Below are 24,731 nucleotides of genomic sequence, written 5' to 3'. Positions count from 1 at the left end.
CACTTTTCGAGGAGTGCGCATCATGTCCGATCAGACCTACGACTACGTGATCGCCGGGGGCGGCACTGCCGGTTGTGTCCTCGCGGCGCGGCTGTCCGAGGACCCGAACGTCACCGTCTGTCTGGTGGAGGCCGGGCCGTCGGATGTGGACGACCGCAACATCCTCGAGTTGTCGGAGTGGATGCACCTGCTGGACTCCGGCTACGACTGGGACTACCCGGTGGAGCCACAGGAGAAGGGCAACAGCTTCATGCGGCACGCGCGGGCGAAGGTGCTCGGCGGTTGTTCGTCGCACAATTCCTGTATCGCCTTCTGGCCGCTCGCCCAGGGCCTGCGGGACTGGGTGGCCATGGGCGCGACCGGGTGGGGTCCGGAGGATGTGCTGCCGTTCACCGCGAAGGTGGAGAACAACACCGCTACCGGCACGTATCAGGGTGTGCCGCACGGTGATTCGGGTCCAGTCCGGCTGCGCGACGTGCCGCCGAACGATCCGTGCGGCCAGGCGGTGATCGACTCCGCGGCCAAGGTCGGTCTGGAAACGGTGCAGTTCAACCGCGGCGACTGGACCCTCAACGCGGCGGGCTGGCTGCAGATCAACGCCAACGAGGCCGGCGAGCGGATGTCCAGCTCGCACGCGTATCTGCATCCGATCCTGGATTCGCGCCCCAATCTCACGGTGCTGACCGACTGCTGGGTGGCCGAGATTCTGTTCGACGATTCCGGTGACGAGCCGGTGGCGACGGGCGTGCGGTACCAGCGTCCGGACCTCACCGGCTACGACGTCGTCACCGCCAGCCGCGAGGTGGTCGTCACGGCCGGCGCCATCGACACCCCGAAACTGCTGATGCTGTCCGGAATCGGGCCCGCCGAGCACCTGAACGAGGTCGGGGTGCCGGTGCGGGTCGACTCGCCCGGTGTCGGCGAGAACCTCGACGACCACGTCGAGGGCCTGGTGTTCTGGGAAGCGGCAAAGCCGATGGTCACCGAATCCACGCAGTGGTGGGAGATCGGGCTTTTCGCGACCACCGAGGTCGCCGGCGACAACCCCGATCACTCCGACCTGATGATGCATTACGGCAGCGTCCCGTTCGACATGAACACCCTGCGACACGGGTACCCCACCACCGACAACGGCTTCTGCCTGACTCCCAATGTGACGCAAGGCCGTTCGCGCGGAACCGTGCGGTTGGCGTCTCGCGATTTCCGGGATCGGGCGAAGGTCGACCCGCGCTATTTCACCGACCCCGAGGGGCACGACGAGAAGGTGATGCTGGCCGGCATCAAGCTGGCCCGCAAGATCGCCGAGCAGGAGCCCTTGCAGGAGTGGATCGGCCGTGAGCTCGCGCCCGGGCCGGATGCGCAGACCGACGAGGAGTTGCTCGCGTACATCTACAAGACGCACAACACGGTGTACCACCCGGCCGGCACGGCGCGGATGGGCGCGGTCGACGATCCGATGGCCGTGCTCGACCCACAGCTGCGCGTCAAGGGTGTGCGCAACCTGCGGGTGGTCGACGCCTCGGCGATGCCGAAGTTGCCGGTGGTCAACCCCAACATCACGGTGATGACGATGGCCGAGAAATGCGCCGACCTCATTCGCAACGGCTGAAGTAGGGCACGATGGCGGGGTGACCTCTCCGGAGCTGGTGAACTTCCTCGGTTCGCGCCCGCCGTTTCAGACGGCGAGTGACACCGAACTGAACGACCTCGTCGCCGCCTCGTCGCTGGAGCACTACCGCGCCGGCACCGTGATCGCGGACTTCTCCCGCCAGGTCCCCGATGACATCTGGATGGTCTTGACCGGTTCGGTGAATCTCCAGGAGGTGGGCGACGGGCAGGTGTTCGACACCATCGAGCCCGGCGGAATCTTCGGTTACGTGCCGATGCTGACCGGTGGCGGTATCGAATTCCTGGCTCGCACAACGGAACCCGCCACCGTCATCCGGCTGCCCGGTGAGCTCGTGCGGGCCCAGTTCGCCAAACCGGCTGGGCTGCGGTTCCTGGCGTTGTCGGCCACACCGTCGTCGCAGTCGCAGCTGATCACCGCCGGCGATTCGCGGCCCGTCGGCGACCTGGTGCACGGCACCGTGCTGATCGTCGAGCCCGGGGTGTCGGTTCGCGACGCCGTCGTGCAGATGAGCGAGCAGCGGGTGTCCTACGCACTGATCCGGCTGCGTGAGGGTGGTGTCGGCATCTTCACCGATCGTGACCTTCGGTCTCGCGTGGTCGCTGCGGGGCTGCCGGTCGACGTCCCGATCTCCGAGGTGATGAGCGCGCCCGCCCAGACGGTGACCGCCGATCGCACTGCCGAGACCGTGCTGTTGGACATGCTGGAGCGCGGCATGCGCCACATGCCGGTGCTGTCGCCGCGCGGTGAGGTGCTGGGCGTCCTGGAGGACGTCGATCTGCTGGCCGCCTCGGCCCGCCAGAGCTTCGTGTTGCGCCGGGCCATCGCGCAGGCACCTGATGCGGCTGCGCTGCAGCGGCACGGTCGCGAGGTGACCCGCATCGCAGTCGAGCTGTTCCGCACCGGCACGAAGGCATCGGCCGCCAGCAGCATCGCCTCGATCGTGCTGGATGCGTTGGTGCGCAAGGCATTGGAGCTCGCCCTGGCCGAAGCGGGACCCGGGCCGACGCAAGACCAGTTCGCCTGGCTCACCCTCGGCAGCATCGCCCGCCGGGAGGCCATGCCGTCCTCTGACGTGGACAGCGCGCTCAGCTGGGCCGACAGCTGCGATGCCGAATGCGCGCAGTTGCGTGCCATCGCGGCCCGCGCGCACGCCATCCTCGACGGCTGCGGACTGCCCGCCGACAGCAACGGTGCTGTCGCATCGCACAAGGCGTTCGCGCGGTCGGCCTCCGACTGGGCACAGGCCGCCGAGGGGTGGCTCGATGATCCCTTGCGCGGCAAGGGTTTGATCCTGTCCTCACTGCTGATCGACGGTCGCGTCGTGTGGGGGAACCGGGCGCTGCACACCGTGCCCACGGTGTTCCACCGGATGCGTGACGAACATCCGAACGCACTCCGCCTGCAACTCCTCGATGCCCTGTCGGGCAAGGTGCGCACGTGGTCGCTGCGCGATGTGCTCTCGCGGCGCGGCGGCACCTTCGACCTGAAGACGCATGCGGTGACGCCGATCGTCAACCTGGCCCGGTGGGGCGGCCTCACCGCCGACATGACCTCGGCCTCGACTCCGGCCCGGCTGGCGGCGGCGGCCAGCACCGGAGCGCTGACCGAGCGCGACTCCCGAACCCTCACCGAGGTTTTCGTCATGCTGCAACGAATGCGGTTGGCGCATCAGGTCGAACTGATCGCCGACGGCCGTACGCCGAACGACGTGATCACGGTGGGGGATCTGTCCCCGCTCAACCGCAGCCTGCTCGGTGACGGGCTGCGCGAGATCGCCGCGGTCCAGCGGCGGGCACGGCAATCGGGCACGCATCCGGGATTACGCTGAGACCGCTTGTCCTACTGGGCCAGTCGCGACATCAGACGGGTGGACAACTGGTCGTACCAGCGCATGGCCCACCGTGCATCGCCGAGCGCGGTGTGCCGGAGGCCGGCGCCTGGCGGCCGGACTCCGCACTGCCGGGACAGCTGTGTCGAGTCGCGTTCCGGGGTACGCCCGTAGTCGAGGACGTACCGGGCGGCCAGCGAGATGACGTCGACGAGCTTGGGGCTCCAGCCCGGTGTCAGCTGATGGCGCGCCAGCATGGCGCACAGACACTGCGTATCGAAGCTGGGCACCACGCCGACGATGGTGGCGTCCATGGTCCACTCGCGAACGATTTCCGCGGCTTCGTGTTCGCGGTGCACCGACGGAAGGTCGATGGGCCCGTACACGACCTGAGGGTGGCGACTGGAGAACCGGCTGATCCGCAGGCCCGCGGGTTCGGCCGCGTCGAGATCGAGATCGGCCAGATCGATGTACAGCACGATGCGGGATTCACCGGCATCGTCGCGCCGGAGCATGGCAATTTCCCAGGGTTGCCGGTCGGCGTGTAGGCCGGTGGTCTCCGTATCCAGGAAGACCAGCGGTTGCATCGTTGAAGGCTAGTGCCGGCAGCCGTCCGCGGATGGCGTTTTGGCGGGTGGCCACAGGATATTTTCAGCTTCGATGGAACCGAACGTCCGCGCCGTGCGTCATAGCAAGGCATGGGAGAACGTGACGTCGCTCGGATAGACCTCTCGGCAGTGCGGGACATCGCGCAGCGGTGCGAATCGGTCGCCGACATGCTCGGCACCGCGGTCGCGCCGCTGCTGCGGTGGTACTTCGACGGGTTCTGCGGCGGGAGTGACCATGCCGCCCGTGCGGCCGCCTTGCGCGCCGCGCTGGATCAGTCGGCGGCCCAGCTTCGGGCGTGGGCGTCCGCGTCGACGGAAGCCGCAGCGGCACTGCGGGTTTCGTCAGGGCGCTACGAGGACGTCGACGCCGACCTCGCCGGCCGGTTGGTCTGATGATGGCGGACGCGTTCGATGTTGCCGGGCGGCTCTCCGAAGGCGACGGCGCCGTGACGATCCTCGACGAGTACGTGACGGCATGCCAGGTGTTGGGCCTGCCGTCTCCGGGGCCGTTGGCGCAGTTGTATTACGCCGAGAGTGGGCTGAACCTCGACGCGCTGGCTGCGGACGCCCGCTCACTTGACGCTGCGGTGGTGGTCGCGCAGGACGCACTGCGGTTGCAGGGCAACGGTTATCGGGAACTGACGGCGCAGTGGTCGGGCACCGGCGGGGACGCCGCCGGCGGGTTTCTGCGCACCCTGACCGTGGCGGCCGAGGATGTGGTCGTGCATCTGCAGCGGAGCGCGCAGGCACTGACGACGCTGCGGGACGAATTGTGGCGCGCCGTCGACGCGAAGGTCGACGCGGTATTGCGGGCCGATGCGGCGGCTGGCGAACACCGTGACCAGTGGAGCGCGGCTGCCCGCGTCGTCCTTGCTGGGGCCGGCGACCTGTCGGCCGCCAGCGAGATCGTCGACCAGCAACTCAAGCCCTTCGTCCTTCGCGCGGTGTCGGGGGACCTGCTGCCCGCTTTGCACGATTCCGCCGATGCCGTTGCGGCGGCCTACGATTCGGCCATCGCGGCGGTCACGCCGGCAGCGGTGTCGTTCGCGGTGCCAGTCGTGCTGACGCCCGATTGGACGCCGCATTCGTCGTCGCCCGTGCCGGAGTTGCCGGGCGCGCCGGCGTATCAGGCCGCGGCGGCTGCGCCCTTCGCGACGTTGGGTACCGCGGCCGGGTGGACGCCGTCGGCTCCGGCTGCTCCGTCGGCCCCGCCGGTGCCTGCCGAACCTGTTGCGGCGCCGTCCGCTCCACCGGTGTCTGCCGAAACCGCCTCGGCACCGTCGACCGGTGCACCCGGAGTTCCGGAACCGGCGCTCGGTGCTGCCGCCGCAAACCCGGCCGCGGCCGGTCCGTCCGGAGATCTCGGATTGGGTTCGGGTATCGGCGGTTTGGGTCGGCAGCTGACCGATGCCATCGGGGGAGCGCTGGGCTCGATGGCGGGTCTGGCGCCCGGCGCATCGGGACTGGACAGGCTCGACGACGTCAACGACAGTCTCGCCGACGACCTCGGTCTGGGCGACAAGGACGACGGGACCTCCGGCGAGGACGAACACGACGACCAAGCTGACGACGAAGCTGACGACGAAGCCGACGACAAACACGACAAAGCCGACGAAGCCGACGAGGACGCCGACAGCGGGGACGAAAGCACCGACGAGATGGCCGCGGACACAGGCGAACCGGCAGTCGCGCAGCCTCCCGTCGACCCGCAGCAGGTGCCACCGGCACCCAACCCGCCCCCGGCGCCCACCCCGCCGCCGGCGCCGGTCTCGCTGCCCACCGAACCTGTTGCCGGACAGGAGAACCCGACAGCCAAGACACCGTGCGAGATCGCAGCCGACGAGTTGCCTCAAGTGGGCGAGTGAATCTGTCGCGGCGTTTCAACCGCGTGCGGTCAGGGCATTCTGCCTGTGCGATTCACAGCGAAGGAGCCACGGCCGTGCCCAATTCCTCGATCAAGAACGAGAAGATGTACGAAGAACTGCGCAAGCAGGGCGACTCGAAAGAAAAGGCGGCGCGAATCTCGAATGCTGCGGCCGCCCGCGGCGGTTCTTCCGTCGGCCGCAAAGGCGGGAAGTCCGGTTCCTATGACGACTGGACGGTGCAGGACCTGAAGAAGCGCGCCAAAGAGCTGGGTCTGACGGGGTATTCGTCACTGAAGAAGGACGACTTGATCAGCGCACTGCGCAACCACTAGCCCTTCAGCAGGGCGGCGACCTTGTCTTCCAGAGCCGGGCTCTCGGCGTCGGGATCGGCGGCTACCGTCTTGGGCAGCACCACGTCGGCGTCGGCGAAATCCTTGTAGGTCTTGTCGCCGGTCAGCTGGAACAGCAGGTAGCCGGTCAGCAGGGCGCGCACCGTCTTCTGGGTCCGACGATCCGCACCGGGCATCCCGACCAGTTTGGACAGCCGGAAGCCCTCGGCCAGCCCGCCCGGGACCGCCTTGGCGACGGTCCGCACCGTCGAGTTCCGCCACGCGGCGGCCAGCTCGGTGGCGTTGGACTGGATGGTCAGTTCGGCGCCCGGCGCATTGAGGATCAGCCCGGGAACCCGCAGACCGGCTGCGGGCTGATCAGCGTCGGGCTTGCTCGCGGTCGGGAACACCGCGGCCACCGCCTTCAGCGGGTTGGCCGACGAGCCCAGGCCCGCGGCGGTGAAGATCGCCGCCGATGCCCCGAAACCGTGCCCGACCAGGCCCAGCTTGGTTGGGTGCACGCTGATCTTGCCGGGGCCGAGCCGGACTCCGGTGATGATGTCGAGGGTGGTGCCCAGGTCGTACGCCAGGTTCAGCACCGACGGCGCGATGCCGGTCTCGGTGTTGGGCGCGGCCGCGACGATGCCCCACGATGCCAGATGCTCGAGCGTGCCGTTGTAACGTCCGACACCCTGCAACCAGTCGTGGCCGAATGCCACGCCGGGCAGATTCAATCCCGACTCGGGGGTGTAGACAGTGCCCGGCAGGCCGGCAAAACCCAGGTCACCACGCAGAACGCGGTGCGGGCCGCGGCGCGTCAGAGCGCCGAAGAGCTTCTTCGTCTTGGCCACGCGATGACGTTAGCGCAGTGGCCCTGGTTTGCGCGTCACGCATGCACGGTCCGGCACCCGGGCGGCTGCACTACCCTGGATAACCATGTGTGGAATCGTCGGCTATGTCGGGCAACGGCCGGCCCGCGACATCGTGGTCGACGCGCTGAGACGGATGGAATACCGCGGCTACGACTCGTCCGGTGTCGCTCTGGCTGATGGCCACGGGGGTCTGACCATCCGGCGGCGCGCCGGCCGACTGGCCAATCTCGAAGAGGCGCTGGCCGAAACCGATGCCGCCGAGCTCGAAGGCACCACCGGCATGGGGCACACCCGCTGGGCGACCCACGGGCGTCCCACCGACCGCAACGCGCATCCGCACAGTGATGCCAGCGGCAAGCTCGCGGTGGTCCACAACGGCATCATCGAGAACTTCGCCGGGTTGCGCGCCGAGCTGGAGGCCGCCGGCGTCGAGTTCCAGAGCGACACCGACTCCGAGGTTGCCGTCCACCTGGTGGCGCAGGCCTACCGGAACGGGCCGACGGCCGGCGACTTCGTCGCTTCGGTGCTGGCGGTGCTTCGCCGGCTGGAAGGCCACTTCACGCTGGTGTTCAGCAACGCCGACGACCCGGGCACCATCATCGCCGCCCGCCGGTCCACACCGTTGGTGGTCGGGGTTGGCGACGGCGAGATGTTCGTCGGCTCCGATGTCGCGGCCTTCATCGAGTACACGCGCGACGCCGTCGAACTCGGGCAGGACCAGGCCGTGGTGATCACCGCGGACGGCTACCAGGTTTTGGACTTCGACGGCAACGACGCGTCCGACCGCGCGCGCCCGTTCCACATCGACTGGGACCTGTCGGCCGCCGAAAAGGGTGGCTACGACTACTTCATGTACAAGGAGATCGCCGAGCAGCCCGCGGCCGTCTCCGACACGCTGCTCGGCCACTTCGTCGACGGCAAGATCGTCCTCGACGAGCAGCGGCTGTCCGACCAGGAGCTGCGCGACGTCGACAAGGTCTTCATCGTCGCCTGCGGTACCGCGTACCACTCGGGTCTGCTCGCCAAGTACGCCATCGAGCACTGGACCCGGCTGCCTGTCGAGGTCGAGCTGGCCAGCGAGTTCCGGTACCGCGACCCGGTGCTGGACCGCAGCACGCTGGTGATCGCCATCTCGCAGTCCGGCGAGACCGCCGACACCCTGGAGGCCGTCCGGCACGCCAAGGGCCAGAAGGCCAAGGTGCTGGCCATCTGCAACACCAACGGCTCGCAGATTCCGCGCGAGGCCGACGCCGTGCTCTACACGCGGGCCGGGCCGGAGATCGGTGTCGCCGCGACCAAGACGTTCCTGGCCCAGGTGGCTGCCAACTACCTGGTGGGTCTGGCGCTGGCGCAGGCGCGCGGCACCAAGTACCCGGACGAGGTCGCGCGCGAGTACCGCGAGTTGGAGGCCATGCCGGCGTTGGTCGAGCAGGTGCTCGAGCGGCTGGAGCCGATCGCGGGCCTCGGCAAGCAGTTCGCGCAGTCGCCGACGGTGCTGTTCCTGGGGCGGCATGTGGGCTACCCGGTCGCGCTCGAGGGTGCGCTCAAGCTCAAGGAGCTGGCGTACATGCATGCCGAGGGCTTTGCCGCCGGCGAGCTCAAACACGGTCCCATCGCGCTGATCGACGACGACCTGCCGGTGATCGTGGTGATGCCGTCGCCCAAGGGCTCGTCGATGCTGCACGCCAAGCTGCTGAGCAACATCCGCGAGATCCAGGCCCGTGGTGCGGTCACCATCGTCATCGCCGAGGAAGGCGACGAGACGGTGCGCCCGTACGCGGACTACATCTTCGAGTTGCCGACGACCTCGACTCTGTTCCAGCCCTTGCTGTCGACCATCCCGCTGCAGGTGTTCGCTGCTTCGGTGGCCCGCGAGCGCGGATACGACGTGGACAAGCCGCGGAACCTGGCGAAGTCGGTCACTGTCGAATAGCTTCGCGTTGGCTCGTTCGCTGGCATCAACCATGCCTGTGCTCTAGCATGGGAAATCGCAGGTCAACCACATCTATATATTCGACTGAAATATTAGCTGTGAAAAATGGTTGGCTGCGGGTTGAGGGTCAGCCGAAGGTGTCCATTGTGAGGGCCGTGGATTGTTGCTTGATGCTGCTGCGCGTCACGCGACGGTCCGGATGGTCCGCGAATGGTGGCACACGCCGACCGACTACGACGCGCAGGTCGAGTACTTCGCCAAGCGTTCGCTGACCGGGCTGATCCAGTTCCTCGTCGGGCTCGGCGTCGGCATGGTCGGCCTGATCGTCATGATTGCCCAGTGGTCCGGTGACGCGCCCGCGGGTGTGGCCGTGCGGGCCGTGTCCATCGTGTTCATCACCGCGATGTACGTGTGGAGTTGGGTGTGGTGGCTGCGGCCGTGGCCGTCGTACCGGTTGTCGCACGCGTTCCTCATCAACGTCGACGTCGGCGTCACCGTGGTCACCGTGGTGAACCAGAAGGTGCTGTCCGGCATGTTCGGGCTGAGTGCGTTGCTGCTGGTGTCGTTCTACATCATCTTCTTCGATGGGCCGAAAGCTCTTGCTGTGCATAGCTTCTGGGCGGTGTCGTCGATTGCGGCGATGTCTGTCGAGATCGCGATCATCGGCGGTGGCGATCCGGTGCTGGCGTTCGTGAAGCTGTTGTCCGGCGGGGCACTCGCGGTCGCGCCGATAGCCGCGCACTTCGGCATCTGGGCCCTGCGCAACGAGGCCAACGAGGCCTCGAATGACCCGCTGACCGGATTGCTGAACCGCCGCGGCCTCAATCTCCACATCGACGACCTGCTGCGCGGCCATCGCAAGCGCGCGGCCGACGTCGTCGTCATCGTGATCGACCTCGACAGGTTCAAAATCGTCAACGATCGGTTCGGCCACAGCGTCGGCGACGAGGTACTGGTCCGCTGCGCGCGGCGACTGGAGTCCGCCGTGCACGGCGGTGCGCTCGTGGCGCGCGTCGGGGGCGAGGAGTTCGTCGTCGTCGACGTCCTGCAACCGGGCGACTGGGTGGCCGTGGCCGACCGGATCCGGGTCGCGTTGTGCGGCCGCGACGACCACGCACCGATCACGGCGAGCATCGGGATTACCGCCGCGGCGATTACACACTTCGCCGAATCCGGCTGCGATCACGCGGAACTGCTCGGCGATCTGGTCACCCGCGCGGACGAGGCGATGTTCGTGGCCAAGCGTGGCGGCGGCAACGCCGTCAGCTACCTGCCGCCGATGTCCGACGCGGTGCGGACGTCGCGGTGAACTGTTCGCGACCCTCCGGGTGCGGGCCTGCTGCTCCCATGCCGCTGTTGAGGCAGCAGGCCCGTGTTTGCCGTTGTCACTGTTGAGTTGTCAAGGTGCGCAATGCTTTGCGTGTTAGGCGGCCTTGTCGAGGCGCATGGTGCGGCGGTTGTAGGCGGGGACGGGTCTTCTTTGTGGGTCGACGGTCGCGGGTGGGATGAGCCAGGGGTGCTTGTCCAGGCCCATGACCACGTCCCAGCCGTCGTGGTGCACGTTGGCGTGGCAGGCCGGGCACAGCAGGCAGCCGTTGGCTAGTGATGTCTCACCGTGGTGGGTCCAGTGGATGATGTGGTGGGCGTGGGTGCGTCCTGGTGGGGCGCCGCATTTGATGCAGCATTCATCGCGGTGATAGAGCGCTTTGCGTAGGTGGGCCGGGAACAGGCGTTTCTCCCGGCCCATGTCCAGGGGTACGCGTTCGCCGTCGACGATCATGGTGGTGACGGTGGTGTCGCAGGTGAGTCGGTCCAGGGTCATGGTGCTGATCGACCCGATGAATTCCAACGCCGCCAAATCGGGGGTGTCGGCGGGCACGGTGATCAGCAGTTGGGTGCGCGGGGCCGAGGCGACGTCCCCGCCGCGGGCGGCGATATCTAGCACCGCTTCCAGGGCATCAGCGCGGCGCCGACCCGCTGCGCGGGTGTCGGGGCTGCCGTCAGGTTCGGGTCGCGGCGCCGCCCCTTGTTCGATCGCCGCGATGTATTTGGCGCCGACTTCGGCGTCCAGGTCCGCGCGGATCTGGACGCGGCCGTCGCTGGTGATGCGGTGGTCGGCGGTGTTGATGGACCGGTCCTCGGACGCCGGCAGGCCACCTTCGGCGGCGACCCGGTTGCCCAGCCGGCGGGCGCGTTTGTCGATGTCGGCGGGGGTGGCGCCGGAGAAGAACTGCCCCAACAGATCGGTCACCTGCGCGAACCGGGCCTCCTCGTCTACTTCACCGGGTGTGCGGGCTTGAATGTGGTTGATGCCTTTGACGATCGCATCGACATGCTCCCCGGAGATCGCCCCATCAGCGGCATGCGCTGCCAGGGTCGGCAACACCGGTAACGCGGCGCCGACCCGGACCAGCCGCTGCGCGACCGACGGCGCACACCCCAACGCCATCAACAACTCCCTCGGCGTCCGCCCCTGCGCGGCGGCCGCACCGCAGCGGTCCAGCACCCCGGTCAGCATCGCCGCCAGATGATCGGCCACACCGCGCAGTTTCATCACGCACGTCATCGCCGCCACCGCGTCGTCCCTGGACATGTCGTCGGGGACCTGCACGCCGCGGAGGGTGTCGAGGCTGGTGGTGAGATCCGGTGTGAGTCCCATGCTTAATTTTATCGAACACACGTTCGAATGACAAGGGGTTTTTCGGCCTACATCAGGACATCGGTGACAGTTGCGCTGATCTTGGTGAAGGCAGGTGGTGGCTCCTCAAGACCGAGCCTTGCAACTGCCTAGCGCATCGCGAACCGCCCGGAAAGGATTGGGCGCCAACTTCGGCCGGGCAGCGCGTGTGCTCAGCCGGGCACGCCTGCGCGCCGATGCAGCGATACACGTTGACGCCCCGATCCGGCGCCCCGACGGCTCCGCGGGAACGCCTCGGCAACACTCAGGCGCGCACCACCGACGGCCCTAGCGCCTCATAGCGCGCCGCCTCCGCGGCCGGCAGTTCCGTACCGGTGACGATCGCATCGAAGTCGGACACGTCGGCGAACCGGCAGAAGCTGGTCTCACCGAATTTGGAGTGGGCGGCCACCAGAATCCGGCGCATCGCGACCGACACCGCGGTCTGCTTGACCGCGGCCACCGCGGGATCCGGAGTGGTCAGTCCGTGCTCGGGCGTGATGCCGTTCGTGCCGAGGTAGGCGACATCGATGACCAGGCTGCGCAAGCGCTCCACCGCCCAGTTGTCCACCGTCGCGAGGGTTCGTCCGCGCATTCGTCCGCCGAGCAGCAACACCGTCACGGTCTCGCTGTGGGCCAGCGCTTCGGCGGCCAACAATGACGACGTCACCACCGTCAGTTCCCGATGTGCCAGCTGTTCGGCGATGAGCCGCGGAGTGAAACCCTCGTCCAGATAGACGGTTTCGGCTCCGTGCAGCAGGTCGGCGGCCGCGGCCGCGATCCGGTGCTTCTGGGCCAGGTCGACCTGGCTGCGGTACTCCACCGTCGATTCGAACGCCGCTGTTTCCAGGGGGATGGCTCCGCCGTGGACCCGCTTGAGCATGCGGCGACCGGCCAGCACCTTCAGGTCGCGGCGGATGGTCTCCGACGCCACGTTCAGTTCTTCGGCCAGCGCCAGCACCTCGACCCGCCCGCGGGTGCGGGCGAACTCGACGATCTGGCGCTGGCGGCTGTCGGAATCCACGGATGACATTCTTGCGGTCGGCGTTTACCGGGCTTCGCTCAGCACCGCCCGGACCTCCTCTGGGGTGCTGGCCCGGCGCAACCGGTCCACTTCGTCCTTGTTCAGGAACACCTGGGCGATCCGCGTGAGCAGCGCCATGTGGTCCTTGCCGGCGCCCGCGATGCCCACCACGAACTCGGCGGGCTTGCCGTTCCAGTCGATGGGTTCGGGATAGCGGACGAAGGAAATTCCGGAATGGCGGATCGCGCTCTTGGCGTCGTTGGTGCCGTGCGGGATCGCCAGGCCGTTGCCCATGTACGTCGATACAGATTTCTCGCGCTCGTGCATGGCGTCGACATAAGAGGTGTCGACGGCGTGCGCGGAGACCAGCAGGTTGCCGGCCTCGGTGATGGCGGCCTCGGCGGTGGTGGCCGAGCCGGCCAGCACGATCGAGTCGAGCGACAGCACATCGTCGGAATCGGCAGTGGGTTCGCTTGGCGCTGTGGCGGATTCGCTCGACGACCCAGGGGCGCCGTTGGTACGTCCCAGCAGTTCGAGGATTTCGTCGTAGCGGGGCGAGTTCATGAAGTCGTCGACCGAGACGTGGATCGCCGACGGGGTCTTCTGCCGGGCGCGCTCGGTGAGATCGCGGTGGGTGACGGCCAGCCCGTAGGTGTCGGTGAGATTGGAGATGGCCTGGTTGACCACCGTCACTCCGGTGAATCCGGCGTCACGGATCTTCTTGCGCAGCACCGAGGCTCCCATCGCCGACGAACCCATGCCGGCATCGCAGGCGAACACGATATTGGTGATGGGAGCGGACGCAGAGCTGCCGACCAGGGCCGACGCCACGCTGGAGCGCTTGCCCTTCAGCGCCTCCATTTCGGCGGTGGCTGCGGCCAGATCGGGCTCGTCGGTGGCGCGGTCGGTCTTGAGCAGCACGGAGGCCACCGCGAACGAAACGGCTGCGGCACCCAACACCGACAGCGTGACGCCGAGGTAGCTGCCGGAGGCGGTCTGGGCGTAGACGGCGATGATCGAGCCGGGTGCGGCGGGTGCACGCAGGCCGGAGCCGAACAGCACGTTGATGAAGACGCCCGTCATTCCGCCCAGGATGGTGGCGGCGATCAGCTTCGGCTTCATCAGCACGTACGGGAAGTAGATCTCGTGAATGCCGCCGAGGAACTGGATGATGGCGGCGCCCGGTGCGGATGCCTTGGCGGCGCCGCGGCCGAACACCATGAACGCCAACAGGATTCCCAGGCCGGGTCCCGGATTGGCTTCCAGTAGGAACAGCACCGATTTGCCGGTGGCGAGCGCCTGGGTGGTGCCAAGGGGAGTAAGCACGCCATGGTTGATGGCATTGTTGAGGAAGAGCACCTTGGCAGGCTCGATGAAGATCGAGGTCAGGGGCAGCAGGTCGTGGCCGACGAGGAAGTCGACGCCGTGGCCGGCGCCGCGGGTGAATGCCGATACCACCGGGCCGACTCCGAAGAACCCGATGACTGCCAGCACCAGGCCGGCGATGCCGGCCGAGAAGTTGTTCACCAGCATCTCGAAACCGGGGCGAATCTTGCCGTCCCACAACGCATCCAGTTTCTTGATGACCCAGCCGCCCAATGGCCCCATGATCATTGCGCCCATGAACATCGGAACATCGGACCCGGCAACCACGCCCATGGTGGTGATGGCGCCGACGACGGCTCCGCGGGTTCCGTACACCATCCGCCCGCCGGTGGATCCGATGAGGATCGGCAGCAGGTAGGTGATCATCGGCCCGACGATGCCGCCCTTTTCGTACGTGCCCCAGCCGCCGATGTGGGCCACCCAGCCGTCCGGGTTCTGCAGTGAGTGAAAGAGGCCGGGCAGCCAGCCGGTCTTGATGAAGAGCGCCGTGATCAGGCCCCAGGCGATGAAGGCGCCGATGTTCGGCATCACCATGTTCGACAGCGCGGTGCCGAGCTGCTGCACGCGCACGCGCAGGCTGACGCGCTGCGGTGTTTCCGTCGTTGCGTTCACTGTGTTGGACCTCCACCTCGACCGGCCGCGAAGGTGATGCCCGTCACATCACCGTGTGTTATGAGTAAAGCCCACATGCGGGCACGATGGCAAGCAAATGGGCAAAAATGGGCACGAAAAAGTTTGGAGTTATGCCCGAATTGCCGTTAGAGTGGGCGCAGAGTGAACCACGACACACTTGCCGGCCAGGCCGGACAACCGGAAGGAACGCCATGAAAGCGCTGCGCTACTACGCACCCGAGGACGTCCGGCTCGAAGACGTGCCGGAACCGGTATGTGGGCCCGACGAGATCAAGATCCGGGTGCGCAACTGCTCGACGTGCGGCACGGACGTGAAAATCCTGCACAACGGGCACCAGAACCTGACACCGCCGCGGACCATCGGGCACGAGATCGCCGGTGACATCGTCGAGGTGGGCGCCGACGTGAATGCCACCTACGGCACCGAGTGGGCCGAGGGGGACCGGGTGCAGGTGATCGCGGCGGTCCCGTGCGGTGAGTGCCACGAGTGCCGCAAGGGTTGGATGGCGGTCTGCCAGAACCAGACTTCGATGGGCTACCAGTACGACGGCGGGTTCGCCGAGTACATGATCGTGCCCCGCCAGGTACTCAAAGTCGATGGGCTGAACCGGATTCCGGACAACGTCGGGTACGACGAGGCGTCGGCCGCGGAACCCTTCGCGTGCGCCATCAACGCCCAGGATCTGCTCGGCATCGAGCCGGGTGACACCGTCGTGGTGTTCGGTGCCGGCCCCATCGGGTGCATGCACATCCGCATCGCCCGTGGCGTGCACGACTGCGGGCCGGTGTACCTCGTCGACGTCAACGACGCCCGCCTGGCGATGTCCGCGGATGCCGTGCACCCCGATGCGGTGATCAACGCGGCGGAGGTCGACGTCGTCGAGAAGGTCATGGAACTGACGGGCGGCCGCGGCGCCGACGTGGTGATCACCGCGACGGCCGCCAACATCACCCAGGAGCAGGCCATCGCGATGGCCGCGCGCAACGGACGTATCTCGTTCTTCGGCGGCCTGCCCAAGACAAACCCGACGATCACCTGCGATTCCAATGTGGTGCACTACCGGCAGCTGCATATCCACGGCGCCAATGGATCTGCGCCGGAGCACAACAAGCGGGCACTGCACTACATCTCAACCGGTCAGGTTCCGGTGAAGGACTTGATCACCCGGCACATCGCACTCGACGAGGTTCTCGATGCGTTCTCGATCGTCCAGAACGGCGAGGCCATCAAGGTGACGGTGGAGCCCAGCGCGGTTCTCGTCTGAGCCTCAGCCGCCGACGGCGGCGATATAGCCGCCGATCGCCAGCACACACAGGACGGCACACAACCCCAGAGTGCCGACGGCAAATGGCCAGGCGCGCAGGCGCTTCACCAGTCGGATGACGGTGACGACCGTGCCGGCCAGTGCCACCACCATGGCCGCGATGAATCCTGCTGCCATGGCGTTGATCCCGGCGTCGATGTGACAGGTCGCCGGCGGACAGTAGTCGGTGAACGCCAACGCGAACACCGCGAAGAATGCCGCCACGCCGCCGCCGACGTACGTGAGCACCAGCGCGCTGATCGACGCGGCGAGGTCGCCGCTCGACAGTGGGGGCCTGGCCGGTGGCGGCGCCGGAAAGCCGTAGGTCATGGCGGGATGTTATCCGCGCCGAACGTGAGCGTGTGTGCGAAAAATCGCCAGAAGTCCGCACACACGCTCACGCACGACGCCCGAATTTGACGCACATGCCAACCCCTGCGGGGCGGAAGTGCGTAACCTTCGGAGCTATGCGGCACTACTACACCGCCGAGCAGATCCGTGCGGCCGAGGCGCCGCTGCTGGCTTCCCTGCCCGATGGCGTGCTGATGCGCCGCGCGGCCTACGGGCTGGCGACGGCGATTGCCACAGAACTCAAAACCCGCACCGGCGGCGTGAGCGGGCGCAGCGTTTGTGCGGTGGTGGGCTCGGGGGACAACGGCGGCGACGCGCTCTGGGCGGCCAACTTCCTGTGCCGCCGCGGTGCGGCCGCCACGGCGGTGCTCCTGAACCCGGATCGCACCCATTCGAAGGCGCTCACCGCATTTCGAAAATCAGGCGGCAGGGTAGTTGAAAGCATTCCGCCATCAACCGATTTGGTGATCGACGGCGTCGTCGGTATCGGCGCCAGCGGACCGCTCCGGCCCAATGCCGCAGCGGTCTTCGACGCCAACACCGCGCCCGTCGTCGCCGTCGATCTGCCCAGCGGTATCGACGTCCAGACCGGTGCCACCGACGGCCCCCACGTGCACGCCGCGCTGACCGTCACCTTCGGCGGACTCAAACCCATACACGGACTGGCGGACTGCGGCCGCGTCGAACTGATCGACATCGGACTCGACCTGCCGGAGCCGACGTTCCTCGGATTCGAGGCGCACGACGTCCGCGTCCGCTGGCCGGTGCCGCACCCGTCGGACGACAAGTACAGCCAGGGCGTCAAGGGCGTGCTCGCCGGGTCGGCGATCTATCCGGGCGCGGCGATCTTGAGCACCGGCGCCGCCGTGGCCGCGACATCCGGCATGGTGCGTTACGCCGGCTCCGCGCACGCCGAAGTGGTGTCGCACTGGCCGGAAGTCGTTGCGGCGCCGGATGCGACGGCTGCGGGGCGGGTCCAGGCGTGGGTGGTCGGCCCGGGCCTCGGCACCGACACCGCCGGCGACGATGCGCTGCGGTTCGCGCTGGCCACCGATCTGCCGGTGATCGTCGATGCCGATGCGCTGACCTTGTTGGCGGCCGACCCCGACCTCGTCGCAGACCGCGCGGCACCCACGGTGCTGACTCCCCATGCCGGCGAATTCGCCCGGCTTGCCGGACATCCGCCCGGGACCGACCGGGTGGCCGCTACCCGCGAACTGGCCGAACGCCTGGGTGCCACCGTCCTTTTGAAGGGCAACGTCACCATCATCGCCGAAGCCGACGGCACCACGTACCTCAATCCCGCCGGTCAATCCTGGGCTGCCACAGCCGGATCCGGCGATGTCCTGTCCGGCATCATCGGCGCGCTGCTGGCATCGGGAATCGCGCCAGGCGAGGCCGCCGCGATGGCCGCGTTCGTCCACGCTCGTGCGGCCGACCTCGCCGCACATGACCCCGGTCCCAACCCCGCGCCCACGTCGGCGCACCGCATCCTGGCCCATGTCCGGGCCGCCGTCGCATCACTCTAAGAAGGGAACTTTTGTGTCGCACAAGCATGTTCGCGCATCGGTGATGAGCCCCGCCTACACCGGCAGACTCTCCACCGCACCGGTTCCGTCGCTGCGTCTGCCCGACGACCCGATGGACCCGCAGGCCGCGTACCGCTTCATCCACGACGAGCTGATGCTCGACGGCAGCTCCCGGCTGAACCTCGCGACGTTCGTCACGACGTGGATGGATCCCGAGGCCGAAAAGCTGATGGCCGAGACGTTCGACAAGAACATGATCGACAAGGACGAATACCCGGCCACCGCGGCGATCGAGGCCAGGACGGTGTGCATGGTGGCCGACTTGTTCCACGCAGACGGCCTGCGTGACGATGACCCGTCGTCAGCGTGCGGCGTGTCCACCATCGGTTCCAGCGAGGCTGTGATGCTGGCCGGCCTGGCCCTCAAATGGCGATGGCGCCAGAAGGTAGGTGACTGGAAGGGACGCACGCCCAACTTGGTCATGGGTTCCAACGTCCAGGTGGTGTGGGAGAAGTTCTGCCGCTACTTCGACGTCGAGCCGCGGTATCTGCCGATGGCCGAGGACCGCTACGTCATCACCCCGGAGCAGGTGCTCGCCAATGTCGACGAGGACACCATCGGGGTGGTGGGCATCCTGGGGACCACGTTCACCGGTGAGCTCGAGCCCATCGCCGAGATCTGCGCGGCGCTCGATCAGCTCGCGCAGGACAAGGGCCTGGACATCCCCGTCCACGTCGACGCGGCCAGCGGTGGTTTTGTGGTGCCGTTCCTGCACCCGCACCTGGAGTGGGACTTCCGGCTGCCGAGGGTCGTCTCGATCAACGTCAGCGGCCACAAGTACGGGCTGACGTACCCCGGCATCGGCTTCGTGGTCTGGCGCAGCGGGGAACACCTGCCCGAGGACCTCGTCTTCCGGGTCAACTACCTGGGCGGCGACATGCCGACCTTCACCCTGAACTTCTCCCGGCCCGGCAATCAAGTTGTCGGCCAGTACTACAACTTCCTGCGTCTCGGCCGGGCCGGCTACACGCAGATCATGCGCTGCCTGTCGGACACCGCCCGGTGGATCGGTGACGAGCTGCGGGGCAGCGAGCACTTCGAGGTCATCACCGACGGCTCGGCCATCCCGGTGATCGCGTGCCGGCTCAAGGGCAAACGGCCCTACACCGAATTCGACGTGTCACACGCACTGCGCGCCTACGGCTGGCAGGTGCCGGCGTACACCATGCCCGAGGGTGCGACGGACATCGCAGTGCTGCGTGTGGTGGTGCGCGAAGGCTTCTCGGCGGACCTGGCCCGCGCCTTGCGCGACGACCTGACGACCGTGCTGAACAGCCTCGACGAGCTCAAACCGAAGGGCCAGTTCGACGACGTGCAGCCGTTCGCCCACTAGCGGACGAACCTGAGCTTGTGTTCCAGATCTCCGGAAATTGTGGTGCACAAGCTCAGGCTCGACGCGGACCAGCGGGCGTCTGGGAGAATCGGAGGCGATATGAGTTCGCCCGATCCTCAACCTGCTGCCCAGGCCGTCATCGACCTGGGCGCTATTGCGCATAACGTGCGGCTTCTGCGGGAACGCGCAGGCAGCGCCGCGGTGATGGCGGTGGTCAAGGCCGACGGTTACGGGCACGGCGCGCCGCAGGTGGCGCGTGCCGCTCTGGCGGCCGGGGCCGCCGAGCTGGGTGTCACCAACATCACCGAGGCGCTGGCGCTGCGGGAGGCCGGCATCACGGCGCCCGTGCTGTCCTGGCTGAACCTGCCCGGCACCGACTTCGCGCCCGCACTGGCCGCCGATGTACAGGTTGCGGTGGCATCGGTGCGGCAGTTCGACGACGTGCTCGACGGCGTGCGCCGCAGCGGTGCACCCGCCACGCTCACCGTCAAGGTCGACACCGGCCTGAGCCGCAACGGCGTCAGCCCCGCCGAGTACCCGGCCCTGCTCGATGCCATCGCCCGGGCGGCCGCCGACGGCGCGGTGCGCCCCCGCGGCATCATGAGCCACCTCGCATGCGGCGATGACCCTCAGCACCCGATGAACGACACGCAGGCCGCCCGCCTCACCGCCGCGCGGAAACAGGCAGCGGAGGTCGGCGTGCACTTCGAAGTGGCGCACCTGGCCAATTCGCCCGCGACCCTGACGCGGCCCGACCTGCATTTCGATGTGGTGCGGCCGGGCATCGCCGTCTACGGGCAGACGCCGATCCCCGCGCTCGGGGATTTCGGCCTGCGGCCCGTCATGACGCTGAAATGCCCTGTCACCGCGGTGCGTTCGATCAAAGCCGGCGACGGTGTGTCTTACGGACACACGTGGATCGCCGACCGCGACACCACCGTGGGGCTGATCCCGCTCGGCTACGCCGACGGCGTGTTCCGCAATCTGAGCGGACGCATCGACGTCGCCATCAACGGCGCCCGGTACCGCAACGTCGGCCGAATCTGTATGGACCAGTTCGTCGTTGATCTCGGCCCCGATGGTGCCGGTGTCAAGGTGGGGGACGAGGCGGTGCTGTTCGGCTCGGGTGCCTCCGGTGAGCCGACGGCGCAGGACTGGGCCGAACTGCTGGGCACCATCAACTACGAGGTCGTCACCAGCCCGCGGGGCCGGATCGCCCGGACCTATCGCGAGTCGACGGGCTGACGTCCATGAGCGACAACAGGAATGCCCGGTGGCTGGCGGGCATGGCCGGGCTCACTGCCGTGGGGTCGGTCGCCGGGGTCAGCGTCGCCCGCTCGTTGCGCCGCCGTGGTGGTGAAGATCCCTACGCGGGTGAGGATTTCACCACGCTCGACGCCGACCGCGGGTACGTGGTGACGGCCACCGACGGCGTGCCGCTGGCGGTCCGCGAGGTCGGCCCGAAAGACGCCCGGCTGACGGTGCTCTTCGCCCACGGTTTCTGTAACAGCATGGGCTCCTTCCACTTTCAGCGGGCCCGGCTGGCCGAGCGGTGGGGCGATCAGGTCCGCATGGTGTTCTACGACCAGCGCGGTCACGGCCGGTCCTCGGCGGGCCCGACCGACTCGTACACCGTCCCGCAACTGGGGCAGGACCTCGAATCGGTCATGCGGGTGATGGCGCCGCGTGGTCCCGTGGTGCTGGTCGGTCACTCGATGGGCGGCATGACGGTGCTGTCGCACGCCCGGCAGTTTCCGCACAACTACCCGGCCCGCGTGTGCGGCGTGGCCATCCTCGCCTCTGCGGCACAAGGGGTTACCCGGTCGCCGCTGGGTGAGGTGCTGCAGAATCCCGCGCTGGAGGCGGCAAAGGCGGCGGTGCGGTTCGCGCCCGGAGCAGTCAGTGCGGGCCGTGGTGCGGCAAAGGCCGTCATCGGTCCCGTGCTCAAGGCCGCATCGTTCGGTGACGACGCCGTCAGTCCCTCGGTGGCGCGGTACGTCGAGAAGATGACGCACAGCACGTCGATCCGCACGACCGTCGAGTTCCTGCACGCACTCGAAACCCACGACGAGGCCGGCGCGCTGCCGGTCCTGCAGCACGTGCCCACCCTGATCGCCTGCGGCGACCACGATCTGCTCACCCCGCTGGCCAAGTCCCAGGCGATGGCCCGGCAGCTGCCGAAGTCCGAGCTGGTGATCGTCGAAGGCGCCGGGCACATGGTGCACATGGAGCAACCCGAACTGATCAACGAGGCGCTGGAGCGCTTCGTCGAGCACGCCACGCCGTCACGGTTGGTGGCGCTCACCCGGCATCTGCGTGGAAAGGCCAAGCGCAATGGATGATTCGCACGGCACCGTGCACCTGCCGACCGAGGCCGACACGATGGCACTCGGCGCCCGGTTCGGCGCCGAGCTCAAGGTCGGTGACGTCGTGGTGCTCACGGGCCCGCTGGGCGCGGGGAAAACCATGCTGGCCAAGGGAATTGCGCAGGGAATGGACGTCGACGGTGCCGTGACGTCGCCGTCGTACGTCTTGGCCCGGGTGCACCCCGCCCGCCGTGCCGGACACCCCGCGATGGTGCACGTCGACATGTACCGGCTGCTCGACTCGGGCAGTACCGACCTGCTCGGAGAACTCGACTCGCTCGACCTCGACACCGACCTCGATGACGCCGTGGTGGTCGTCGAGTGGGGCGAGGGTCTGGCCGAGCGACTGTCGGCCAGCCATCTGGACATCCGGTTGGAGCGCGCCGACGACGACACCCGTACCGCTGTCTGGCATTGGAGCCGTGGATGATTCTCGCCATCGATACCGCCACTCCGGCCGTCACCGCCGGTGTGGCACGGCGTGCCGCGGCCGGCGTCGAGGTGCTGGCCGAACGGATCACCATCGACGCCCGCGCGCACGCCGAGCAGTTGACACCCAATGTGATTGCGGCCGTTGCCGATGCCGGTATCACGTTCGCCGATCTGGAAGCTGTGGTCGTCGGTTGCGGGCCGGGCCCGTTCACGGGGTTACGCGTCGGCATGGCCACCGCGGCCGCGTATGGGCAGGCGCTCGGCATCCCCGTATACGGCGTATGCAGCCTGGATGCGATCGCCCCGGCGACTGCTGGAGAACTGTTGGTGGTCACCGATGCCCGCCGCCGCGAGGTGTACTGGGCGCGCTACCGCGACGGCGTGCGGGTCGATGGGCCGTCGGTGAGCGCTGCGGCCGACGTCGAGCCCGGGTCGGGTTCGGTGGCCGGCCCGGCCGCGCAGGCCGCGCTGTTCCCGTTGCCGTCGCTCGACGTCGAATACCCGACTGTGACCGGACTCGTGACCGCCGCCGACTGGGACCAGCCGCCTGCCGCGCTGGTGCCGCTCTACCTGCGCCGCCCCGACGCGAAAACCCTTGCCGAGCGGGGACTCTCGTGACCATCGAGTACGGTCACCTGACGGTCGGCGACGCCGACCGGTGCGGCGAGCTCGAGGCGATCCTGTTCCCCGGCGACGACCCGTGGCCGGCAGTCGCCTTCATCCGCGAGCTCGACTCGGAGCACAACCACTACGTCGCCGCGCGGGACGGCAAGCTTCTGGTGGGGTATGCCGGCATCAGCCGGCTGGGCCGTAAACCGCCGTTCGAGTACGAGGTGCACACCATCGGCGTCGATCCGGCGTACCAGGGCCAGGGCATCGGCCGCGAGCTGCTGGACCGGCTGTTGGCCATTGCCGACGGCGGCACCGTGTTCCTCGAGGTGCGCACCGACAACGAGCCGGCAATCGGCCTGTACGAGAGCGTCGGGTTCGTGAAAATGGGTGTGCGCAAGCGGTATTACCGGATCAGTGGCGCGGACGCGTACACCATGCGACGGGACGCGCAGGTGAGCAGCGTGTCAGGCGACGCGGACGTGAGGAGCGAGTCAGGCTCATGACAATCATCTTGGCAATCGAAAGTTCTTGTGACGAAACAGGTGTCGGCATCTGCGACTTGGCGGACGACGGCACCGTGACGCTCTTGGCCGACGAGGTCGCCTCCAGCGTCGACGAGCACACGCGTTACGGCGGCGTGGTCCCCGAGATCGCCTCGCGTGCGCACCTGGAATCGCTGGGGCCCACCATGAATCGCGCCCTGGCGGCCGCCGGCATCGAGCGGCCCGACGTTGTCGCCGCGACCATCGGGCCCGGCCTGGCCGGTGCACTGTTGGTGGGTGTGGCTGCGGCCAAGGCATATTCGGCGGCGTGGGGTGTGCCCTTCTACGGCGTCAACCACCTGGGTGGGCATCTGGCCGCCGACGTCTACGACCACGGCCCGCTGCCCGAGAGTGTCGGGCTGCTGGTGTCGGGTGGACACACGCACCTGCTGCATGTGCGATCCCTGGGCGAGCCGATCGAGGAACTCGGCAGCACCGTTGACGACGCGGCGGGCGAGGCCTACGACAAGGTGGCCCGGCTGCTCGGCCTCGGCTACCCCGGCGGCCGCGTGCTCGACGAGCTGGCCCGCCAGGGCGATCGGAACGCCATCGTGTTCCCGCGCGGCATGACCGGTCCTCGAGATGACCCGTACGCCTTCAGCTTCTCCGGCCTCAAGACCGCCGTCGCCCGCCACATGGAGAAGCACCCCGACGCGTCGCACGCCGACGTCGCGGCCGGTTTCCAGGAGGCCGTCGCGGATGTATTGACCCGCAAGGCCGTTCGCGCGGCCACCGACCTGGGCGTGTCCACGCTGCTGATCGCCGGGGGAGTGGCCGCCAATTCGCGGCTGCGGGAGCTGGCCGAAGAACGTTGCGCCGAGGCCGGTTTGACGCTGCGGGTGCCCCGGCCACGACTGTGCACCGACAACGGGGCCATGATCGCCTCGTTCGCCGCGCACCTGATCGCGGCGGGAGCCAAACCGTCGCGGCTCGACGTGCCGAGCGACCCGGGGCTGCCGGTGGTGAAAGGCCAGATCGCGTGAGCCTCCAGGATGCCGCGGACAAACTGGAGATCACCGAGCTGCTGTACCGGTACGCCGAACTGATCGACGCCGGTGACTTCGATGGCGTGGGAAAACTGCTGGGGCGCGGGAACTTCATGGGCGTTGCCGGCGCCGAGGCCATCGCGGCGCTGTTCGCCACGACCACCCGCCGTTTCCCCGATCACGGGAACACCCCGCGCACCCGGCATCTGGTGCTCAACCCGATCGTTGAACTCGACGGCGACACCGCCCGCGCCCGGTCGACGTTCTGCGTGGTGCAGCAGACCGAAACGGTGCCGCTGCAACCCATCGTGGTGGGCCGCTATGCCGATGCGTTCGCGCGCGACGACTCGGGCTGGTACTTCACCGAACGCGTCGTGGATGTGCAGATGGTTGGTGACGTGTCCGATCACCTGAACATGTCGCTGTAGCCG

General features: G+C 67.9%; 23 protein-coding genes. 17 read left to right on the top strand and 6 right to left on the bottom strand.

What is annotated here, in order from left to right; all coding sequences use genetic code 11:
- Positions 1-22 precede the first annotated feature (22 nt).
- Both ACJH6H_RS18390 and ACJH6H_RS18385 read left to right on the top strand, forming a co-directional pair.
- Positions 23-1,609: a GMC family oxidoreductase gene (locus tag ACJH6H_RS18390; RefSeq protein WP_406775528.1), complete on the top strand. Its 1,587-nt coding sequence runs from the start codon at positions 23-25 to the stop codon at positions 1,607-1,609.
- 19 nt (positions 1,610-1,628) lie between these two features.
- Positions 1,629-3,458 (top strand): DUF294 nucleotidyltransferase-like domain-containing protein, encoded by a 1,830-nt coding sequence (locus ACJH6H_RS18385; protein WP_406775527.1) that lies wholly within the window; start codon positions 1,629-1,631, stop codon positions 3,456-3,458.
- Positions 3,459-3,469: 11 nt separating this feature from the next.
- Here ACJH6H_RS18385 and ACJH6H_RS18380 read toward each other — a convergent pair whose 3' ends face one another.
- Positions 3,470-4,045 (bottom strand): exonuclease domain-containing protein, encoded by a 576-nt coding sequence (locus ACJH6H_RS18380; protein ID WP_406775526.1) that lies wholly within the window; start codon positions 4,043-4,045, stop codon positions 3,470-3,472.
- Positions 4,046-4,156: 111 nt separating this feature from the next.
- On the opposite strand from ACJH6H_RS18380, the gene ACJH6H_RS18375 reads away from it, so the two are divergent.
- The 3 genes from ACJH6H_RS18375 to ACJH6H_RS18365 all read left to right on the top strand — a co-directional run bounded on the left by ACJH6H_RS18375 (position 4,157) and on the right by ACJH6H_RS18365 (position 6,263).
- The gene (locus tag ACJH6H_RS18375; protein WP_406775525.1) at positions 4,157-4,459 is read left to right on the top strand and encodes a type VII secretion target; all 303 of its coding nucleotides are present in this window, start codon (positions 4,157-4,159) and stop codon (positions 4,457-4,459) included.
- Complete coding sequence (locus tag ACJH6H_RS18370) at positions 4,459-5,931, top strand: hypothetical protein (RefSeq protein ID WP_406775524.1); 1,473 nt, start codon at positions 4,459-4,461, stop codon at positions 5,929-5,931. The genes ACJH6H_RS18375 and ACJH6H_RS18370 overlap by 1 nt, the downstream gene beginning before the upstream one ends.
- 74 nt (positions 5,932-6,005) lie before the next feature.
- Positions 6,006-6,263, top strand: a complete 258-nt coding sequence (locus ACJH6H_RS18365; protein WP_406775523.1) for a Rho termination factor N-terminal domain-containing protein — start codon at positions 6,006-6,008, stop codon at positions 6,261-6,263.
- On the opposite strand, the gene ACJH6H_RS18360 is transcribed toward ACJH6H_RS18365, so the two are convergent.
- Positions 6,260-7,111 carry a dienelactone hydrolase family protein gene (locus ACJH6H_RS18360; RefSeq protein ID WP_406775522.1) on the bottom strand — a complete coding sequence of 284 codons (852 nt, stop codon included), beginning with the start codon at positions 7,109-7,111 and terminating at the stop codon, positions 6,260-6,262. The two genes, ACJH6H_RS18365 and ACJH6H_RS18360, sit on opposite strands and share 4 nt — an antisense overlap.
- Before the next feature lie 85 nt (positions 7,112-7,196).
- Here ACJH6H_RS18360 and glmS point away from each other — a divergent pair, with 85 nt between their 5' ends.
- Both glmS and ACJH6H_RS18350 read left to right on the top strand, forming a co-directional pair.
- Entirely contained in the window at positions 7,197-9,065 is a 1,869-nt protein-coding gene (glmS, locus tag ACJH6H_RS18355) for a glutamine--fructose-6-phosphate transaminase (isomerizing) (RefSeq protein WP_406775521.1), read from the top strand.
- Between the two features lie 163 nt (positions 9,066-9,228).
- Entirely contained in the window at positions 9,229-10,374 is a 1,146-nt protein-coding gene (locus tag ACJH6H_RS18350) for a GGDEF domain-containing protein (RefSeq protein ID WP_406775520.1), read from the top strand.
- 114 nt (positions 10,375-10,488) lie between these two features.
- Here ACJH6H_RS18350 and ACJH6H_RS18345 read toward each other — a convergent pair whose 3' ends face one another.
- From ACJH6H_RS18345 to ACJH6H_RS18335, 3 genes are all read right to left on the bottom strand, one after another.
- A complete protein-coding gene (locus ACJH6H_RS18345) occupies positions 10,489-11,724 on the bottom strand; it encodes a DUF222 domain-containing protein (RefSeq protein ID WP_406775519.1) in 1,236 nt (411 codons plus the stop codon).
- Between the two features lie 283 nt (positions 11,725-12,007).
- Positions 12,008-12,766: a DeoR/GlpR family DNA-binding transcription regulator gene (locus tag ACJH6H_RS18340; RefSeq protein ID WP_406775518.1), complete on the bottom strand. Its 759-nt coding sequence runs from the start codon at positions 12,764-12,766 to the stop codon at positions 12,008-12,010.
- Between the two features lie 24 nt (positions 12,767-12,790).
- Complete coding sequence (locus tag ACJH6H_RS18335; RefSeq protein ID WP_406775517.1) at positions 12,791-14,764, bottom strand: PTS mannitol transporter subunit IICBA; 1,974 nt, start codon at positions 14,762-14,764, stop codon at positions 12,791-12,793.
- A 212-nt stretch (positions 14,765-14,976) separates the two neighbouring features.
- On the opposite strand from ACJH6H_RS18335, the gene ACJH6H_RS18330 reads away from it, so the two are divergent.
- Complete coding sequence (locus ACJH6H_RS18330; protein ID WP_053855627.1) at positions 14,977-16,050, top strand: zinc-dependent dehydrogenase; 1,074 nt, start codon at positions 14,977-14,979, stop codon at positions 16,048-16,050.
- Between the two features lie 3 nt (positions 16,051-16,053).
- On the opposite strand, the gene ACJH6H_RS18325 is transcribed toward ACJH6H_RS18330, so the two are convergent.
- Complete coding sequence (locus tag ACJH6H_RS18325; protein WP_406775516.1) at positions 16,054-16,419, bottom strand: hypothetical protein; 366 nt, start codon at positions 16,417-16,419, stop codon at positions 16,054-16,056.
- Between the two features lie 137 nt (positions 16,420-16,556).
- On the opposite strand from ACJH6H_RS18325, the gene ACJH6H_RS18320 reads away from it, so the two are divergent.
- From ACJH6H_RS18320 to ACJH6H_RS18280, 9 genes are all read left to right on the top strand, one after another.
- A complete protein-coding gene (locus ACJH6H_RS18320) occupies positions 16,557-17,969 on the top strand; it encodes an NAD(P)H-hydrate dehydratase (protein ID WP_406775515.1) in 1,413 nt (470 codons plus the stop codon).
- Positions 17,941-19,362, top strand: coding sequence for a glutamate decarboxylase (locus ACJH6H_RS18315; protein WP_406775514.1), 1,422 nt, complete (start codon positions 17,941-17,943; stop codon positions 19,360-19,362). Before ACJH6H_RS18320 ends, ACJH6H_RS18315 begins: the two co-directional genes overlap by 29 nt.
- Positions 19,363-19,461: 99 nt before the next feature.
- Positions 19,462-20,607 carry an alanine racemase gene (alr, locus tag ACJH6H_RS18310; RefSeq protein ID WP_406775513.1) on the top strand — a complete coding sequence of 382 codons (1,146 nt, stop codon included), beginning with the start codon at positions 19,462-19,464 and terminating at the stop codon, positions 20,605-20,607.
- 5 nt (positions 20,608-20,612) lie between these two features.
- Positions 20,613-21,704 carry an alpha/beta fold hydrolase gene (locus ACJH6H_RS18305; protein ID WP_406775512.1) on the top strand — a complete coding sequence of 364 codons (1,092 nt, stop codon included), beginning with the start codon at positions 20,613-20,615 and terminating at the stop codon, positions 21,702-21,704.
- The gene (tsaE, locus tag ACJH6H_RS18300) at positions 21,697-22,158 is read left to right on the top strand and encodes a tRNA (adenosine(37)-N6)-threonylcarbamoyltransferase complex ATPase subunit type 1 TsaE (protein WP_020102514.1); all 462 of its coding nucleotides are present in this window, start codon (positions 21,697-21,699) and stop codon (positions 22,156-22,158) included. The genes ACJH6H_RS18305 and tsaE overlap by 8 nt, the downstream gene beginning before the upstream one ends.
- Positions 22,155-22,778, top strand: a complete 624-nt coding sequence (tsaB, locus tag ACJH6H_RS18295) for a tRNA (adenosine(37)-N6)-threonylcarbamoyltransferase complex dimerization subunit type 1 TsaB (RefSeq protein WP_406775511.1) — start codon at positions 22,155-22,157, stop codon at positions 22,776-22,778. Before tsaE ends, tsaB begins: the two co-directional genes overlap by 4 nt.
- Complete coding sequence (gene rimI / locus ACJH6H_RS18290) at positions 22,775-23,275, top strand: ribosomal protein S18-alanine N-acetyltransferase (protein WP_406775510.1); 501 nt, start codon at positions 22,775-22,777, stop codon at positions 23,273-23,275. The genes tsaB and rimI overlap by 4 nt, the downstream gene beginning before the upstream one ends.
- Positions 23,272-24,297, top strand: coding sequence for a tRNA (adenosine(37)-N6)-threonylcarbamoyltransferase complex transferase subunit TsaD (gene tsaD / locus ACJH6H_RS18285; RefSeq protein WP_406775509.1), 1,026 nt, complete (start codon positions 23,272-23,274; stop codon positions 24,295-24,297). The genes rimI and tsaD overlap by 4 nt, the downstream gene beginning before the upstream one ends.
- Complete coding sequence (locus ACJH6H_RS18280; protein ID WP_406775508.1) at positions 24,294-24,728, top strand: nuclear transport factor 2 family protein; 435 nt, start codon at positions 24,294-24,296, stop codon at positions 24,726-24,728. The genes tsaD and ACJH6H_RS18280 overlap by 4 nt, the downstream gene beginning before the upstream one ends.
- Positions 24,729-24,731 lie beyond the last annotated feature (3 nt).

The organism is Mycobacterium sp. SMC-21, from assembly GCF_045310825.1.
Classification (GTDB): domain Bacteria; phylum Actinomycetota; class Actinomycetes; order Mycobacteriales; family Mycobacteriaceae; genus Mycobacterium.
This window is presented reverse-complemented; position numbering and strand designations above follow the sequence as displayed.